This is a genomic window from Actinotignum sp. usb-actsch-rep-73 (genome assembly GCF_059082735.1).
On record NZ_JBHNPV010000072.1, the window covers coordinates 1 to 15,324 of the forward strand.

A 15,324-nucleotide genomic window follows, 5' to 3' on the forward strand; every position below is an offset into this window, starting at 1 on the left:
TATGGGGTCAGCATCGACGTCAACAGCGGATCAAACATACAGAACCTCGCTGGCACTCTCTGAGGTCATTCGAGGCAAAAAACCGGATCCACTCCACGCGCAAACCCCACAACGTCGCCTCACACGCCCAAACCTGCCAGCTCGCGCGTAACGCAAAAGAAAACGCACCTGCATGCACATAAACGCATGGGGGCGCATTCTGCTCACGACGCTCAGTCGCGCGGGTGCTGACCCCGCATCGCGCCTGGAGGAGGAAGCTCTTCCCAAAGTCCGCGATCGATCAGATAGTCGCGCAGACACTTCGGCTTATTGGTCACAAAGCCGTCGACTCCAAGAGCGATCAGCTGATTAAGATCGTCAATCTCATCGACCGTCCAGACGTGGACAGCTAAACCATGCGAATGGGCCGCCGCAACAAAACGACGATCCACAACGGTCACGGGGCCGAAGGACAGCGGAACCTGAGCGGCAACAACGCCCTGATGAGAACCTGGAATCCGCCATGTGCGCGTCTTCGTTGCGCTCTTTGCAGCCGCAACCAAACGCACCACTGATTGACTACCCAACGACGTTGCAATCTGGCCCTGAGATTGCTCTCTGAGCCACTTCAGCCGACGCTCGTTAAACGATGCCAGGACAACGCGATCCTCAGCATGAGCCTGACGGACAACATCCAACAGAGGCCCCTCAACACCGGGAACCTTCGCATCGATGTTGAAGTACAGATCCGGGAAGGTCTCAAGAGCTTCGGACAGCAACGGAATACGATCACCGTGATCGTTCGTGTACGTCTTCAACTCATCCCACGTCATCTGAGCAATCAGACCAGAACCGTTGTACACGCGATCGATCATCGGATCATGGTGGACAACAACCTTGCCATCAGCGGTCAGATGAACATCGGTTTCAATGTGGCGGATACCGAGCTGACGTGCATCAGCGAATGCCTCAAGCGAGTTTTCAGGCGCGACCTCGTTGCCTCCCCTGTGGGCAAGAATGATCGGCCCGACGCGAGAAGAAACCGGGATCATGAACAAGCCTGCTCTCCGAAATAAACTGCGCCAACTTCTTTAAGCCATGCTTCGGGATCGATGGGCTCGTCGTTGGAGTTATGGATTTCAAAGTGAAGGTGCGGGCCAGTTGACCAACCGTTGTTTCCAACGGCACCGATTACCTGTCCCGCTTCTACGGTGTCGCCCACACGGACCTTGATCTGATCCATGTACTGGTGCAGGTACGCGCTATAGAAAATGCTTCCGTCTTCACGGACGTGCTTGATCTTCACCAACGCACCGGAACGGCTGTTTTCAGAGACCTCGACGACCTCGCCGCCATACACGGCGTGTAGCGGAGTTCCCAGTGGGCCAGCCATGTCGATGCCTTCGTGCATCTGTAGCTGACCAGAAATCGGGGAAACGCGCATCAAGAACGGCGACGTGATCTCGAACGTTCCTGCTGGCATTGGCCAGTAGATCTCCGAGGATCGAACCTGGACATCTCGATTGCCCGCGGCTGTCTGGGCAGAGGGCAAGCACCCATTGAGAGTCAAAGGTGCGCGAACTCGTGTGCGAGATGCTGCGGTGACGGACCCTTCAAGGGCCTGCGATTGCGCGACGACCGTTGCCGTTGTCCAGGACTCGTCACCGGCACTGACACCAAGTGCACGCGCAGGAAGTTCAACAGAAGACTGAGCGCCAACAAACCCCGACAGCGGGATCGCGACAGTCGTTGCCGTTAGCACAGCAAGAACACCGACACGAGCTACACGACGAGTAACGTGGGATTGTCTTTTGCGAGGCGTAGACGCGTCCAGATCGCTATGTCCATGAATCTGCCGACGTGACGGCAACGGACATTCAATCTTGGCTTCAGACACGCTGAACGTTCCTTTTCATCTGCTGATTTCAGGGAGTTGCCCTCGAAGTGAGTGCCCGAGTTCAACGCTTACTAACCTACATCGTATTGCCTGGCGGTTAAAGAGGTTTGGTTGAAAGTGGGAGTCATAACTCATCGCGGTCGCGAGTGATCACATCGCGTTGCAATGAGTCACGAACCTCGCCGACCAATTCTTCTAGAACATCTTCAAGGAAGAGCACGCCAATTCGTTCTCCTGCTTGGTTTTTCACCAGTGCACAGTGCGTTCCCGAACGTTGCATTGCGCGGAGCGCGTCTTCGACTTCATCGGTTGATGCAACGGTTTCCATCTTGCGGATACGCCAGGCGGGAATCGGTTGAGTGCGATTCGTAGCATCGGCATAGAGTACGTCCTTCAGGTGAATGTACCCAGCGATTTCACCGGATTGAGCAACGATCGGGAAGCGCGAGAAACCTGTTCGAGCGACTTCTTTTTCAACCTCGTCGGGGGTGACATCGGGCTCCAAAGTAACCAGGTCACCCAAAGGAACCATCGCTGACCCAGCGGTTTCAGTCGAGAATTCCAAGGTTCCCGAGAGCAGACCAAAGTCGTCACTCAAAGCTCCTTCAGCGGTCGAGTATTCGACGATGGAGGCCACTTCTTCGGCTGTAAACGTTGCCGCAATTTCAGATTTAGGTTCAATTCCACGAAGTGACAGGAACCAGTTCGCCAATGAATCCATTGCGTGGATAATCGGGCTGACAACGTGTCCAATTGCCACCAGAGGCGGCGCAAGAAGCAGAAGGAGTCGTGCCGGGTTTGCGATCGACACGTTCTTCGGCACCATTTCACCGAACACTACGTGCAGGAACAACACGATAATCAGTGCGACAATAAAACCAACGATGTGCGCCGACGAGGCAGGTAAGCCCAGTGAAACCAGCGGATGCTCCACGAGGTGCGCGATCGCCGGTTCTGCGACGACGCCGAGGGTTGTTGATGCGACCGTGACACCCAGCTGACAGATAGCGAGCATCAATGATACGTGTTCAAGTGCGAACATCGCCTGAGCGCTTCCGCGACGCTTTTCTTCGCAGAGAGGCTCGATCTGCGAACGGCGCGACGATGTCGTCGCAAATTCTCCGGCGACGAAGAAAGCATTCATTGCCAGCAACACAACGGTGATTCCAAGACCCCAACCGGCGCTCATAGCTGAACCTCCGGTTCTTCATCTTCCTGATCAGGCACATAGAGCGCTATCTGCATAATGCGTCGACCCTGCATGTGTTCAACTTCGAGGATCACTGAGTGCACGTCAACGCGGTCGCCAACCATCGGGATGCGTCCAAGTTGGGCCATCACGAGGCCGCCTATCGTGTCGTAGGCGTTGTCTTCAGGAAGGGCGATCCGAGTTCGTTCGAAGAGCTCATCGGGGCGCAGGGTTCCGGGGATCAGCAGAGCGCCGTCGGCACGGGTACGGATTCCGAGGCGACGCCCATCATGCTCGTCGGACACTTCACCAACGATTTCTTCGATGACGTCCTCCAAAGTGACAACACCTGCCACCCCACCGTATTCATCGACGACGATTGCCATTTGCAGGCCTTCGTCACGCAATTGCACCATCAGAGGACCAATGGGGACTGTTTCGGGAACCGATGGAACCTCTGCCATCAGGGATGCAGACACAACGGGGACCTCGTCGCGACGCTCGAAAGGAACTCCGATGGCACGGCGCAACGAAACCAAGCCGATGATGTCATCTAAATCCTCACCGACGATCGGAAAACGTGAGTGCCCGGTTTCTCGTGAGAGGGCGACAACATCAGATGCGACGGCGGTGTCCGGCAGGAAGTGAAGCAGCCCGCGGTCTGTCATGACGTCGGCAGCGGTGAACTCGGACAGGCGGATTGAGTTCGTCAACAACGAGGCGGTCGACGTGTCGATCGTGCCTTCTTCGGCTGAGTGTCGAACCATTGCTTCGAGTTCAGACGCTGACCGAGCAGATGAGATCTCTTCCTGAGGCTCGATGTTCACCAGTTTGAGCACCGCGTTCGCCGACCCGTTCAAAACGAAAATAATCGGCTTCATCAGCGCAGTGAAGAACATATGAAAGGGAACGACAAGACCCGCGGTTTTTAAGGGGTGAGCGAGCGCAAGGTTCTTTGGAACCAGCTCACCAAAGAGCATTGATACGGCGTTAATGAAAACTGCCGCCACAATCGCGGCGATACCCGTGGCAAGCCCAGCCGCTAAACCAGCACTTCCGAGTGCCGTTTCAAGAAGGTCAGCGATTGTTACCTGCGTGGTGTAGCCGAGAAGAATCGTGGTCAGCGTAATACCAACTTGGGCTCCAGAGAGCTGGGTCGACAGTGTTTTCGTTGCCTTCAGGACTTCTCCGGCGGATTTGTCGCCGGCTTGGAATCGCTTTTCAACGACCGCTTGATCGAGCGCGACCAGCGAAAACTCCGCAGACACGAAAATAAATGTGCCGATTATCAGAACGATGCCAAGCACGAGCATCGCAATAGTTGCGATCACTGCGTGACCTTACTGTTGGATGGTAAATCAGAATCCATAACCCGTTCAGTTTACCGATTCGTGCTCTGTGTAGCACAAGAATCCACTCTGTTGCCAGTTTCACCAAAAATTCTTCTTCTTTTCCCCAAAGACGCGTTCAGGCTATATCCAATCTCTATAAAATCGGGCCTAAAGACCCAGACTGTCCGTATGCTTTGCCGTAGGGTTCACGGCTGAACAGAACGGAGATTCTCGTGGCAACTGACAACGGAGCACAGCCGCAGGCAAATAATTGGTACGTCGACACCATGCGTCGCGCGTATCAGGCGGATCCAACTTCGGTTGATCCCTCGTGGCGCGCATTTTTTGCGACCGAGTCCGCTCCTCCTCAGTTGCGTGTTCCTCAGCCAACTGCCGAGGCCGCTCCGGCCGCATCGCACCCCGCCCCCGTTCAGGCCGCGGTTTTCCCGCCGGCGGCCTCGTCGATCCACGATCACCCCACGACACACTTCGCACAGCCGAAAGCACGTATCTTAGCTGAATCTGTGTTCGAGGAACCCGAAGCGGACGCACCGGAAACGAACGTGGAGTCCGTGACGCGTTCTGACCTGCCCCCGGCTCCTCCGGCGCGCATCATGGAAGCAACGTCTCCCTATACTCGTCAGATGCACGGCCACACCGCCGCATCACTCAACACTGATCTTGCCGAGGAAGACGAGCTCCACATCCTCAAGGGCGTGGCACGCGCAACCGCGAAGAACATGGATGAATCCCTCTCTGTTCCCACTGCAACGTCACAGCGTCAGATACCTGCGAAGCTCCTGATTGAAAACCGCGCTCTGATCAACGCTCACTTGGCGCGCACCGTTGGTGGCAAGGTTTCCTTCACCCACCTGATTGGCTACGCCTTGGTCGAGGCTCTGTGCGAAATGCCGGATATGAACGTCCGCTATCAGATGGAAGGCACCAAGGCCGCGATCCACCGTCTAGCCCACGTCGGATTCGGCTTAGCAATTGACGTCACCAACGCCTCCGGCGGGCGTTCTCTGATGGTCCCGGTCGTCCACAAGGCAGACACCATGACCTTCATGGAATTCGTTGACGCATATCAGGATCTGGTCAAGCGTGCGCGCACAGGCGATCTTGGTACCGGTGACTTCCAAGGGGCAACCGTTACTCTGACAAACCCTGGAACAATCGGTACAACAACATCTGTTCCTCGCCTGATGAAGGGGCAGGGCCTCATTATCGGTGTTGGCGCAACCGACTACCCCGCCGAATACCGCGGAGTTTCCCCGCGCAAGCTGGCAGCAATGGGCATCGGCAAAACCATGTTCATGTCGTCGACCTACGACCACCGCATTATTCAAGGTGCGGCCTCCGGCCAGTTCCTCGCGCTCATCGATAAAAAGCTGTCGGGTCTGGATGGATTCTACGAACGCGTTTTCTCTTCACTTCACATCCCCCAGTACCCCTACGCCTGGGAAGCGGACCACGAGTACGACGTCGAGCGTGAGAAGGGGAAGCCCGCGCGCATCGTAGAGCTGATCCACGCATTCCGCTCACGCGGTCACCTTGCCGCAGACACGGACCCGTTGGCATACCGCGTGCGCCGCCACCCCGACCTGGATATCACCCAGTACGGCCTGTCCGTATGGGACCTCGATCGTCCCTTCCCGACCGGCGGATTCGGTGGCCAACAGCAAATGTTGCTACGCGATATCCTGACTCGCCTGTCCGACACGTACACGCGTAGCGTCGGCATTGAATACATGCATATTCAGGATCCCGAGCAACGACAGTGGGTCCAGCACCGCATCGAACTCCCCTACGAAGTTCCCACTCCAGTTGAACAGCGTCGAATTCTATCGACGCTGATCCGCGCCGAAGCATTCGAAGAGTTCCTTCAGACCAAGTTCATGGGACAGAAGCGTTTCTCCCTTGAAGGTGGCGAGTCACTGATCCCGCTTCTTGATGAGGTCCTTGCACGATCGGCACGAGAAGGTATCCACGAAGTTGCGATCGGAATGGCGCACCGTGGTCGACTGAATGTTCTGGCGAATATTGCTGGCAAGTCCTACGCGCAGATCTTCTCCGAGTTTGAAGGAAACCAAGATACTTCGTCGGTTCAGGGCTCCGGTGACGTGAAGTATCACCTAGGAACCTGGGGCGTCTACACCTTGGAAGACGGTGTGGCAACGAAGGTGTACATGGGCGCTAACCCATCGCACCTCGAGGCCGCCGACGCCGTCCTAGAAGGCATTGTCCGCGCCAAACAGGAAGCGCTTGGCGATGAAAGCCTGCCAATTATCCCTGTTCTGGTTCACGGCGACGCCGCGTTCATTGGCCAAGGTGTTGTCCAGGAAACCTTCAATATGAGCCAGCTGACCGGTTACAAGACCGGTGGCACGATCCACGTGATCGTGAACAACCAGATTGGCTTCACAACCGGACCAACGTCTGGCCGTTCGACCCGCTACCCCACCGACCTTGCCAAGGGCCTCCAGGTACCGATCCTCCATGTGAACGGCGACGATCCGGAAGCTGTTGTCCGCATGGCAGCACTCGCCTTCGAGTACCGCAATACGTTCCATAAGGACGTCATCATCGACATGGTCTGCTACCGCCGTCGCGGTCACAACGAAGGTGATGACCCGTCGATGACCCAGCCCGTCATGTACGGATTGATTAATAAGATCCCGTCGACACGCACCGTTTACACGCGGAACCTCGTTGGTCGTCACCAACTGACAGAAGACGAGGCCCTCGCTTCGGCGACCGCGTACGAGAACGAGCTCTCGCGCATCCTGTCCGAAACTCGCGAAAACGGGTGGGCACCGCAAGATGATGCTGAGAAGGAAAGCGCCGGCTGGTTGATGCCCGACTCTCAGTTGCCCGGTTCCGGCATGATGATTGGCTGGCACTCAGCAACAACGACGGAAGAAATCCGCCGCATCGGTGACGCTCACGTTTCCTTCCCGCCCGGCTTTACCCCGCATCCGAAGATGGCTCAGCTCTGCGAGCGACGCCAAGAAATGGCCTACGGGAAGCGTCCCATTGACTGGGGATTCGGCGAACTCTTGGCTCTTGGCACACTGCTGATGGAGGGAACGCCCGTTCGTTTCTCGGGTGAAGACGCACGTCGCGCGACCTTCGTCCAGCGCCACGCTGTTCTTCACGACAACACGAACGGCCGTGAATTCACACCGCTTCAGTTCCTGACCCCAACGCAGGCGAAGTTCGATATCTTCGACTCTCCCCTGTCGGAGTATGCGGTGCTCGCATACGACTACGGTTATTCGGTGGAACGTCCCGATGCTCTGACCGTCTGGGAAGCACAGTTCGGTGACTTCGCGAACGGTGCGCAGCCCGTCATCGATGAGTTCGTATGCTCCGCCGAGCAGAAGTGGGGCCAGCGTTCTTCCTTGGTGATGATGCTTCCCCACGGTTTCGAAGGTCAGGGTCCCGACCACTCGTCGGCGCGTATCGAGCGTTACCTGCAGTTGGCTGCCCAGGACAATATGTGGATCGTTCAGCCGTCTACTCCGGCTAATCACTTCCATATGTTGCGTCAGCAAGCCTATCGACGCCCGCGTAAGCCTCTGATTGCCTTCACGCCCAAGCAACTGCTCCGTCTTGCCGCCGCAACTTCTAAGATTGAAGACTTCACATCTGGGACCTTTAGACCAATCATCGGTGAAGTTGATCCGTCGATTGATGCAACGCAGGTCACTAGGGTCTTGATCTGTTCCGGACGCATTTACTATGACCTTGTTAAGGAACGCAAAGCGCGTGGCGATCGTTCAACGGCAATCATTCGTCTTGAACAGTTCTACCCGCTTCCCGCCCAGGAGCTTGCTTTAGAGCTTGCCCGCTACCCGCACGCAGAAATTATGTGGGTTCAGGATGAGCCGAAGAACCAAGGTCCCTGGCCGTTCCTGGCACTCAATATGTTCATGGAGTTTGAACGTCCTGTTCGCCTTGTCTCTCGCCCCGAATCGGCAACAACCGCAGCCGGTCGAGGATCGGATCACAAGCGGCAGAACGCCGAACTCATGGCAGCAGCATTTGCTCGCTGACTCGAGGGAGCCCAATGAGACTTTGCGTTATCGGAGACGAACTGGTCACTGGAACTGGTGACCCGCGAGCGCTCGGCTGGATTGGTCGCGTGCTTGCTCGATCAGAGTTTGCAACGGCTCCAACGGTGATGACATTGGGTGTTCCCGGGGAATCCACGAATAGCCTGGCAGCGCGTTGGGAATCGGAAGTCGGGCTCCGCTTGGGTGCCGAAGGACCTCGCGGTTTGATTGTCGGTGTTGGTACCGCTGATATTTCAGCGGGTTTAAGCTCGGCTCGTTCGCGTTTGAATCTGGCGAATATCACCGATCGTGCCGCCTCGCTGGGGATTCCTTGCTTCGTGGTGGGACCTCCACCTCTTGCCGGGAGCGATTCGTCGTCGGTTGCTCAGCTTTCCCGTTCGATGAGTGAAGTATGCCAGCGCCGTGGCCTTCCTTACGTTGATACGTACACTCCCCTTGTTGCGCACGATCAGTGGTTTGAAGACATGGCAGCCTCGAGGGCGCGAACGGATTCAGGGCTGACGCTTCCCGGCCAGTCCGGATACGCCTTGATGGCGTGGCTCGTACTGCATTCAGGGTGGTACGAATGGACGGGGGCGACGCCTCGCGAGTAATGCGAAGGAAACTGATAAAACAAAATGCCCGGAGGCTTTAGCCTCCGGGCATTGCGTTAAAGACGGCTCATGCGTTTGGACGCTTGCCGTGGTTCGCACCGTGCTTCTTACGATCGCGACGCTTGCGGCCCCTCTTCGACATGTTGATCTCCTCAAGTTTTGAATTCAACCCTGACAGTTTCCCATAAAAACAGCGGTTAAGCCAACAGGCTGACCGCCCTAGCGACACACGTCACTGCCCTGACGTTTCGACATATACAGATGTTGTTTCAACCTGAACCGATGAGAGGCGAGCAAGCAGACGGGCTTCGAATCCTTCGGGAAGAGGCTCGTCATCGAAGAAGTGTCGCAACGCGGTTCGCACATGGCGTTCACGGTCTAATTCTTGGGCGCAGTGCTCGCATCCAGAAGCATGCGCGATCAAGGCAAGGCGTTCGCGTTCGCAGGGGCCTTCGACTGTTCCGGTATCAATGAGCGAGCGACGTTCTTCGCATTCTTCACAATCCACCAGGGCGAAGAGCGCTTCTCGGAACGCGTCGCATCCGATGGCTTCACTCATTGTTATCTCCTGTAATTCCATATTCTTTGGCAAGGTCTGCGAGTGTTCGGCGCAGGCTTGCTCGGCCTCTAGAGAGACGCGACATGACGGTTCCAATCGGAATGTCGAGTATGTCGGCAATCTCTTTGTAGCTGAGCGATTCAACATCGGCGAGTACAACAACTGCTCGCTGTTCGTCGCTCAGGCTGTGTAATGCTTCTTGAATTTGTGTTGACGGAATCCGAGCGAGAGCTTCGGTTTCCGCCGATTCCAAAGCAACTGAGTCGTGAGAAGCTGCTTGCATGAGCTGCCAGTCTTCGACGTCTTCGTTAGGCGAGTGTTTGGGGCGACGTTGCGCTTTGCGATATTCGGAGATGAAGGTGTTCGTCAGTATCCGGTAGAGCCAGGCTTTCAAATTGGTGCCTTGAGCGTATTGATGGAACTTCGCATATGCGCGAAGATAGGTCTCTTGTACGAGGTCTTCAGCGTCTGTTCTGTTACCTGTCAGTCGCAGTGCTGCGCGGAAGAGCATTTTTTCGTACGGGATGGCATCGCGGACGAATGTCTGATCTAGTTCCACTTCTACAAAGGGACGAGAAGCGTTGTCGAAAGTAGTCATCACTCTTAAGGGTAAGCGTTGGAGACCCAAATCGTGTGGTTCATACGTCTGTGAACGCGTGCGGACGAGGTTTGTATTCCATAATCAAGCGCGTTGTGGCTCACGAAAACCGCTTTTCATCGGACAATAGAGGCATGAATCTTCTTCGTGCATGTGCAAGGCCAGCTTTGGCGCTTCCCGCCCTCCTCGATGGCATTTCAGCTCTGCGTGAGCCTGAAGTGCACGTCGAGCGCGCTCACGTTGTCCGTCCGCTGATGGATACGGTGGCGGGCGAGGCCGTTCCCACCGATGAGCAGCTGACTGTTGCAACGCGGGTTTTAGGTGGCGTGATGCTGGGTGCAGCCACATGTTTTGCTCTTGGTAAGGCTCCTCGGACAAGCGCTACGGTTCTTGCGGCTATTTCGATTCCGATGGCTCTTGTGAATCATCCGCTCTGGACTGCTCGTAGTCGCGCTGAGCGCCGTGAAATGACCTCTGGAATGGCATCCCGTTTCGCACTTGCTGGAGCATATGCGCTGGCCAGCACAGATCGCGTGGGTGCCCCGTCAGTGTCATGGCGAGTCAATCAGTGGCAGGCACGCCGCGCCCTAGAACGTGAGAAAGCTCTGGCGACAAAGGTTTCCGCTTGACTTCCCGCCTATGGCAGGCGCCCGTAGCATCGGGCACGTTAGATGCAACTATTGAGATCCCCGGGTCGAAGTCACTGTCGGCTCGTGAGCTTTATCTTGCAGCGACCGCTGATTCTCCTTCTTCACTGACCGGGGTTCTTGATTCGCGGGATACTCGATTGTTTATAGACGCCCTTCGACTGTTGGGCGCTGACATTGAGTTTTCCGGCACCTCGGCGCACGTTGTCCCTCTTGATCCTCAAGCGCCAGAGCACACCGATGAGATCTCCATCGATTGTGGGCTTTCCGGCACGGTGATGCGTTTTATTCCGCCCTTGGCTGCACTCAACAGTCGGATCACTCATTTCGATGGTGATGAGGGCGCTCGTCTACGCCCCCTCAAGCCACTCCTGGACGCTCTTGCGCAGTGTGGTGCCACGATCACCTACCACGGCGAAGAAGGATTCCTGCCTTTCACTATTCAAGGACCACTCCACCTTCCGGCGGGAGCAACAATCACGGTCGACGCTTGCGCATCATCACAATTCGTGTCATCCCTGCTGTTGGTTGCGCCTATGCTCAGCCATCCTGTAACGATCAGTGCACTCGGTAAAGTCGTTTCGCTCCCCCACATTGAAATGACCTGTCAGACCATGCGAGCGCGCGGATGCGATGTCGAGGAAATAGACGAAGGTGCCCCCGCGTTCCATTCCTGGCATGTCATCAACGAACGGTCGCGCGGCCTCGTCAATTCGATCGAACCCGACCTGTCGAATGCTGGCCCTTTCCTCGCAGCCGCACTGGTGTGTGGCGGAAAGGTGACGATCCCGCATTGGCCCGCCGAAACGACGCAGGCCGGTGACGCATGGCGCGACATTCTTCCACGGCTGGGAGCCGACGTTACTCTACACGATGGCGCACTGACTGTGAGCGCGAAGGCCGGCCATATTCGCGGAATCGACGTGGATCTGGCAGACGTCGGGGAACTCACGCCGACGATTGCTGCGCTCACCGTTTTCGCTGATTCACCTTCGTTTCTACGAGGTATCGGTCATCTGCGAGGTCACGAAACTGACCGTCTAGCCGCTTTGGCAACAGAACTGCGGGCATGTGGTTGCCAGGTCGATGAGGGGACAGATTATCTGGCGATCACTCCCCCCACCACTCCAACGCCCGCGCTCCACCACGCCTATGCCGACCACCGAATGGCCACCTTCGCGGCAATCCTAGGATTGGGAATTCCGGGCACAACGCTGGACGATATTGCGTGCACATCAAAGACATTGCCCGATTTCCCTTTCATGTGGGCATCGCTTGTCACTTCAAGCAAGGAGGCTTCCATTGAGGCGTGACACTGGAACCGACGATCCGCGCGTCAAAGTTCGCGCAGGAAAGTCAAAGCGTCCACGAACAAAAATTCGCCCAGATTGGTCTACTTCACCGCTCGGGCACGTCATTGCTATTGATCGTGGGCGATACCGCGTCAGGATGGAGGACGCGACAACTCTGAATGCTGTTCGCGCCAAAGAGCTGAAGCGCGGGTCGGTGATCATGGGTGACCGCGTGCGCGTAACCGGGGACGTTTCGGGACGCGTCGATACGCTGGCTCGAATTGTCGCCGTCGAAGAACGTACTTCCATCCTTCGTCGATCATTGGAAGATGCACCCGACCAACGCGGAGAAAAGGCGATTGTCGCGAACGCGGACACTATGTGTATCGTCGTCGCGCTGGCCGATCCGCCACCTCGAACCGGCATGATTGACCGATGTTTGGTGGCCGCATATGAAGCCGGAATGACCCCCATCCTCTGCCTCACGAAGTCCGATCTTGGCGTCCCAAGCGAGCTTCTTGCGACCTATACTCCATTTGGCTTCCGCATTATTGTTACGCAGGCGCTTGAGGGTGGTAAGGCCACTCCCACTGAGGGACTCGGGGCATTAAAGGGCGAGCTTGCGGGTCATTTCTCCGTGCTTGTCGGGCATTCGGGTGTCGGAAAGTCAACGCTGATCAATGCGCTGGTTCCTGATGCTCACCGCAGTGTCGGGCACGTCAATGAAGTGACGGGACGGGGACGCCATACGTCCACTTCCTCCGAAGCATTCGAACTGCCCGAGGGCGGATGGATTATGGACACGCCCGGCGTCCGTTCTTTCGGCCTGGGGCACGTAGACGAAGAAGACGTTCTGGGAGTATTCCCGGAAGTTGCAGAAGCAACCTCGTGGTGCCTCCCCCTCTGTTCCCATGCGGAGGGCGAACCGAGTTGCGCAATCGACGCTTGGGTGCGTGGCGAGGCCCCGTTTGAGGCTGTCTGTCATGAAGACTCTGCGCGTCGCAACGCTATGGCACTGTCAGCGCGTCGCCTGCTTGATGCCGTTAACGTGGCAAAGCAAGCGTCACGCGATGCGCGCTAGAGTGAAGACATGCCTGACTCTCGTTACGCTGATGATCTGAAAATAGCATTAGATCTTGCTGATCACGCTGATGAAATCACAATGGCGCGCTTTCAAGCATCTGATCTTGTTGTTGAGTCAAAGCCTGATCTCACGCCCGTGTCAGACGCGGATCGTGGTGTCGAAGACATGATCCGCACTGCGTTAGCGACTCGCCGCCCAGATGATGCGATCTACGGAGAAGAACGCGGTTCGTCTGGGGCGGGGACGCGACGTTGGATCATTGACCCGATCGATGGCACGAAGAACTTTGTGCGCAATGTCCCCGTGTGGGCGACATTGATTGCACTGGTTGATGGTTCCGATGTTGTTGTCGGTGTTGTGTCGGCGCCTGCGTTGGGACGACGCTGGTGGGCATCCCAAGGTGGCGGAGCATGGGAACAGTTTGGCTCGAATGCCCCTCATACTCTGCACGTTTCCACAATCAATGCCCTGTCGGAGGCGTCGCTATCGTATTCGTCGCTGACGGGTTGGCAGCAAGTTGGGCGGATCGACGAGTTCATTGATTTGCAGGCTCGCGTTTGGCGCACGCGCGCCTACGGTGATTTCTTCAGCTACATGTTGGTCGCCACCGGCGCTGTTGACGTCGCTTGTGAACCTGAGCTTGAGCTTTATGACATGGCCGCGCTGGTGCCAATTGTGACTGAAGCAGGTGGGCGCTTTACGTCTTTGTCCGGAGTAGCAGGCCCCTGGGGAGCGAATGCACTCGCATCAAACGGCTTGCTTCACGACCAGATTCTTGATCATTTCCACTGGCCAAAGGACTAATCCGTCGAGAGTGCAATTCGGTTTGTACACGGTATGCCTCACACTAGAAGCATGCAGATTCTTCACACATCGGATTGGCACGTTGGGCGCACGCTTCACGGCGAGTCCCTATCTGACTCCATTGATGCCTTCTTTAGCTGGTTAAAGGAACTGGTTATCCAGCGCAAAGTCGATGTTGTTCTGATTAGTGGCGATGTTTTTGACCGTAGCGTTCCACCGGTTCATGCAGTACGCCAGTTGTCCCGCTACTTGACCGATTTGGCTGGTCATACGCGCATTATTCTGACGTCCGGGAATCACGATGGCCCCATTCGTTTGGGAATGTTCTCTGCTCTTCTCAGTGATTCACTTGTCATAGAGACTGAACCGGAACGAATCGGCACTGCGATTGAGTGCGGCACTTTCGACGACGGTGCGTTGATCTATCCCGTGCCTTATCTTGAACCTGACCTTGTTCGTCAGATCCTGTCCGATCAAGAGATCGATGAAGAAACCTCACTGCCTGTTCCCCTGGCGCGCTCACACGAAGCCGTAATGGGGGCAGCGTTGCGTCGAATCCATAACGACCTGCGTAAACGCCGCGCTCAGGGTGATGTGCGTCCGGCGATTGCGATGCCTCATGCGTTTATCACCGGCGGTAGCGCATCGGATTCAGAGCGCAATATCGAAGTCGGTGGCGTTGCCCATGTGCCGGCGGGAATCTTTGACACGCTTGGCGGGAAAAACGCGCCGGTGGCACACCTTGCATACGTCGCAGCTGGGCACCTGCACCGTCCTCAACAGATTTCAGGAACCGTTGTTCCCGTGTTCTATTCGGGTTCACCAGTCGCATATTCTTTCTCGGAATATCGGGTAACCAAGCGCGTGTACTTGCTGGACACCGATGCAGTGGACGAAGCGGGATACCTTCACCCGCAACCGATTGCTATTCCTGTTCATCGTTCGATTGCTGTTCTACGCGGAACGATGGACCAGCTGATCACTGACCCTGACCCGAATGATCAAGCATCCTATTGCTCCATCACGGTGACCGATGATCTTCGACCCGATCGTATGATCCCACGGTTGAAAACGATCTATCCGTACGCGTTGATCATCCAGCACGAGTCATCGCTTACTCCGCCGTCTCACACGGGAGTATCTGCGGTTTCGTCTCGTAGCGATACTGAAATCTCTCTCGAGTTTTTTGAGCTCTTAGGCGGAGCAAAACTCACCGACACCGAGAGAGGCATCATTCAAGACACGTGGGAACAAGTAAGGAAGCAGGCCTGA

14 protein-coding genes are annotated in these 15,324 nt (G+C 56.3%); 7 read left to right on the forward strand and 7 right to left on the reverse strand.

What is annotated here, in order from left to right; genetic code table 11:
* Positions 1-212: 212 nt before the first annotated feature.
* The 4 genes from AC5RE1_RS05605 to AC5RE1_RS05620 all read right to left on the reverse strand — a co-directional run bounded on the left by AC5RE1_RS05605 (position 213) and on the right by AC5RE1_RS05620 (position 4,393).
* Complete coding sequence (locus AC5RE1_RS05605) at positions 213-1,031, reverse strand: glycerophosphodiester phosphodiesterase family protein (protein WP_103633527.1); 819 nt, start codon at positions 1,029-1,031, stop codon at positions 213-215.
* Entirely contained in the window at positions 1,028-1,876 is an 849-nt protein-coding gene (locus tag AC5RE1_RS05610; protein ID WP_103633526.1) for a M23 family metallopeptidase, read from the reverse strand. The genes AC5RE1_RS05605 and AC5RE1_RS05610 overlap by 4 nt, the downstream gene beginning before the upstream one ends.
* 124 nt (positions 1,877-2,000) lie before the next feature.
* The gene (locus tag AC5RE1_RS05615; RefSeq protein ID WP_103633525.1) at positions 2,001-3,065 is read right to left on the reverse strand and encodes a hemolysin family protein; all 1,065 of its coding nucleotides are present in this window, start codon (positions 3,063-3,065) and stop codon (positions 2,001-2,003) included.
* Positions 3,062-4,393: a hemolysin family protein gene (locus AC5RE1_RS05620; protein WP_103633627.1), complete on the reverse strand. Its 1,332-nt coding sequence runs from the start codon at positions 4,391-4,393 to the stop codon at positions 3,062-3,064. The genes AC5RE1_RS05615 and AC5RE1_RS05620 overlap by 4 nt, the downstream gene beginning before the upstream one ends.
* 236 nt (positions 4,394-4,629) lie before the next feature.
* Between AC5RE1_RS05620 and AC5RE1_RS05625 the strand changes: the two genes are divergently transcribed.
* Positions 4,630-8,454 carry a multifunctional oxoglutarate decarboxylase/oxoglutarate dehydrogenase thiamine pyrophosphate-binding subunit/dihydrolipoyllysine-residue succinyltransferase subunit gene (locus AC5RE1_RS05625; protein WP_179370522.1) on the forward strand — a complete coding sequence of 1,275 codons (3,825 nt, stop codon included), beginning with the start codon at positions 4,630-4,632 and terminating at the stop codon, positions 8,452-8,454.
* A 14-nt stretch (positions 8,455-8,468) separates the two neighbouring features.
* A complete protein-coding gene (locus tag AC5RE1_RS05630) occupies positions 8,469-9,068 on the forward strand; it encodes a GDSL-type esterase/lipase family protein (RefSeq protein WP_006681769.1) in 600 nt (199 codons plus the stop codon).
* Between the two features lie 67 nt (positions 9,069-9,135).
* On the opposite strand, the gene AC5RE1_RS05635 is transcribed toward AC5RE1_RS05630, so the two are convergent.
* The 3 genes from AC5RE1_RS05635 to AC5RE1_RS05645 all read right to left on the reverse strand — a co-directional run bounded on the left by AC5RE1_RS05635 (position 9,136) and on the right by AC5RE1_RS05645 (position 10,225).
* On the reverse strand, positions 9,136-9,210 hold the full coding sequence (locus tag AC5RE1_RS05635) for a 50S ribosomal protein bL37 (protein ID WP_373273797.1): 75 nt from the start codon (positions 9,208-9,210) through the stop codon (positions 9,136-9,138).
* A 90-nt stretch (positions 9,211-9,300) separates the two neighbouring features.
* On the reverse strand, positions 9,301-9,627 hold the full coding sequence (locus AC5RE1_RS05640; RefSeq protein ID WP_179370523.1) for an anti-sigma factor family protein: 327 nt from the start codon (positions 9,625-9,627) through the stop codon (positions 9,301-9,303).
* Positions 9,620-10,225 carry a sigma-70 family RNA polymerase sigma factor gene (locus AC5RE1_RS05645; RefSeq protein ID WP_179370524.1) on the reverse strand — a complete coding sequence of 202 codons (606 nt, stop codon included), beginning with the start codon at positions 10,223-10,225 and terminating at the stop codon, positions 9,620-9,622. The genes AC5RE1_RS05640 and AC5RE1_RS05645 overlap by 8 nt, the downstream gene beginning before the upstream one ends.
* Before the next feature lie 134 nt (positions 10,226-10,359).
* Between AC5RE1_RS05645 and AC5RE1_RS05650 the strand changes: the two genes are divergently transcribed.
* Genes AC5RE1_RS05650 through AC5RE1_RS05670 form a run of 5 tightly spaced genes read left to right on the forward strand, consistent with a single transcriptional unit; the run spans position 10,360 to position 15,324 of the window.
* On the forward strand, positions 10,360-10,854 hold the full coding sequence (locus AC5RE1_RS05650) for a hypothetical protein (RefSeq protein ID WP_179370525.1): 495 nt from the start codon (positions 10,360-10,362) through the stop codon (positions 10,852-10,854).
* A complete protein-coding gene (gene aroA, locus AC5RE1_RS05655) occupies positions 10,851-12,185 on the forward strand; it encodes a 3-phosphoshikimate 1-carboxyvinyltransferase (RefSeq protein WP_179370526.1) in 1,335 nt (444 codons plus the stop codon). Before AC5RE1_RS05650 ends, aroA begins: the two co-directional genes overlap by 4 nt.
* Positions 12,175-13,245 (forward strand): ribosome small subunit-dependent GTPase A, encoded by a 1,071-nt coding sequence (gene rsgA, locus AC5RE1_RS05660; protein WP_103633522.1) that lies wholly within the window; start codon positions 12,175-12,177, stop codon positions 13,243-13,245. Before aroA ends, rsgA begins: the two co-directional genes overlap by 11 nt.
* Positions 13,246-13,254: 9 nt before the next feature.
* The gene (gene hisN, locus AC5RE1_RS05665; RefSeq protein ID WP_103633521.1) at positions 13,255-14,052 is read left to right on the forward strand and encodes a histidinol-phosphatase; all 798 of its coding nucleotides are present in this window, start codon (positions 13,255-13,257) and stop codon (positions 14,050-14,052) included.
* Positions 14,053-14,103: 51 nt separating this feature from the next.
* The gene (locus AC5RE1_RS05670) at positions 14,104-15,324 is read left to right on the forward strand and encodes a metallophosphoesterase family protein (protein ID WP_103633520.1); all 1,221 of its coding nucleotides are present in this window, start codon (positions 14,104-14,106) and stop codon (positions 15,322-15,324) included.

Coding starts and splice junctions, on each gene's coding strand:
- AC5RE1_RS05670 (WP_103633520.1), top strand. CDS start 14,104: ATGCAGATTCTTCACACATCGGATTGGCACGTTGGGCGCACGCTTCAC.
- AC5RE1_RS05650 (WP_179370525.1), top strand. CDS start 10,360: ATGAATCTTCTTCGTGCATGTGCAAGGCCAGCTTTGGCGCTTCCCGCC.
- AC5RE1_RS05640 (WP_179370523.1), bottom strand. CDS start 9,627: ATGAGTGAAGCCATCGGATGCGACGCGTTCCGAGAAGCGCTCTTCGCC.
- AC5RE1_RS05630 (WP_006681769.1), top strand. CDS start 8,469: ATGAGACTTTGCGTTATCGGAGACGAACTGGTCACTGGAACTGGTGAC.
- hisN (WP_103633521.1), top strand. CDS start 13,255: ATGCCTGACTCTCGTTACGCTGATGATCTGAAAATAGCATTAGATCTT.
- AC5RE1_RS05605 (WP_103633527.1), bottom strand. CDS start 1,031: ATGATCCCGGTTTCTTCTCGCGTCGGGCCGATCATTCTTGCCCACAGG.
- AC5RE1_RS05615 (WP_103633525.1), bottom strand. CDS start 3,065: ATGAGCGCCGGTTGGGGTCTTGGAATCACCGTTGTGTTGCTGGCAATG.
- AC5RE1_RS05645 (WP_179370524.1), bottom strand. CDS start 10,225: ATGACTACTTTCGACAACGCTTCTCGTCCCTTTGTAGAAGTGGAACTA.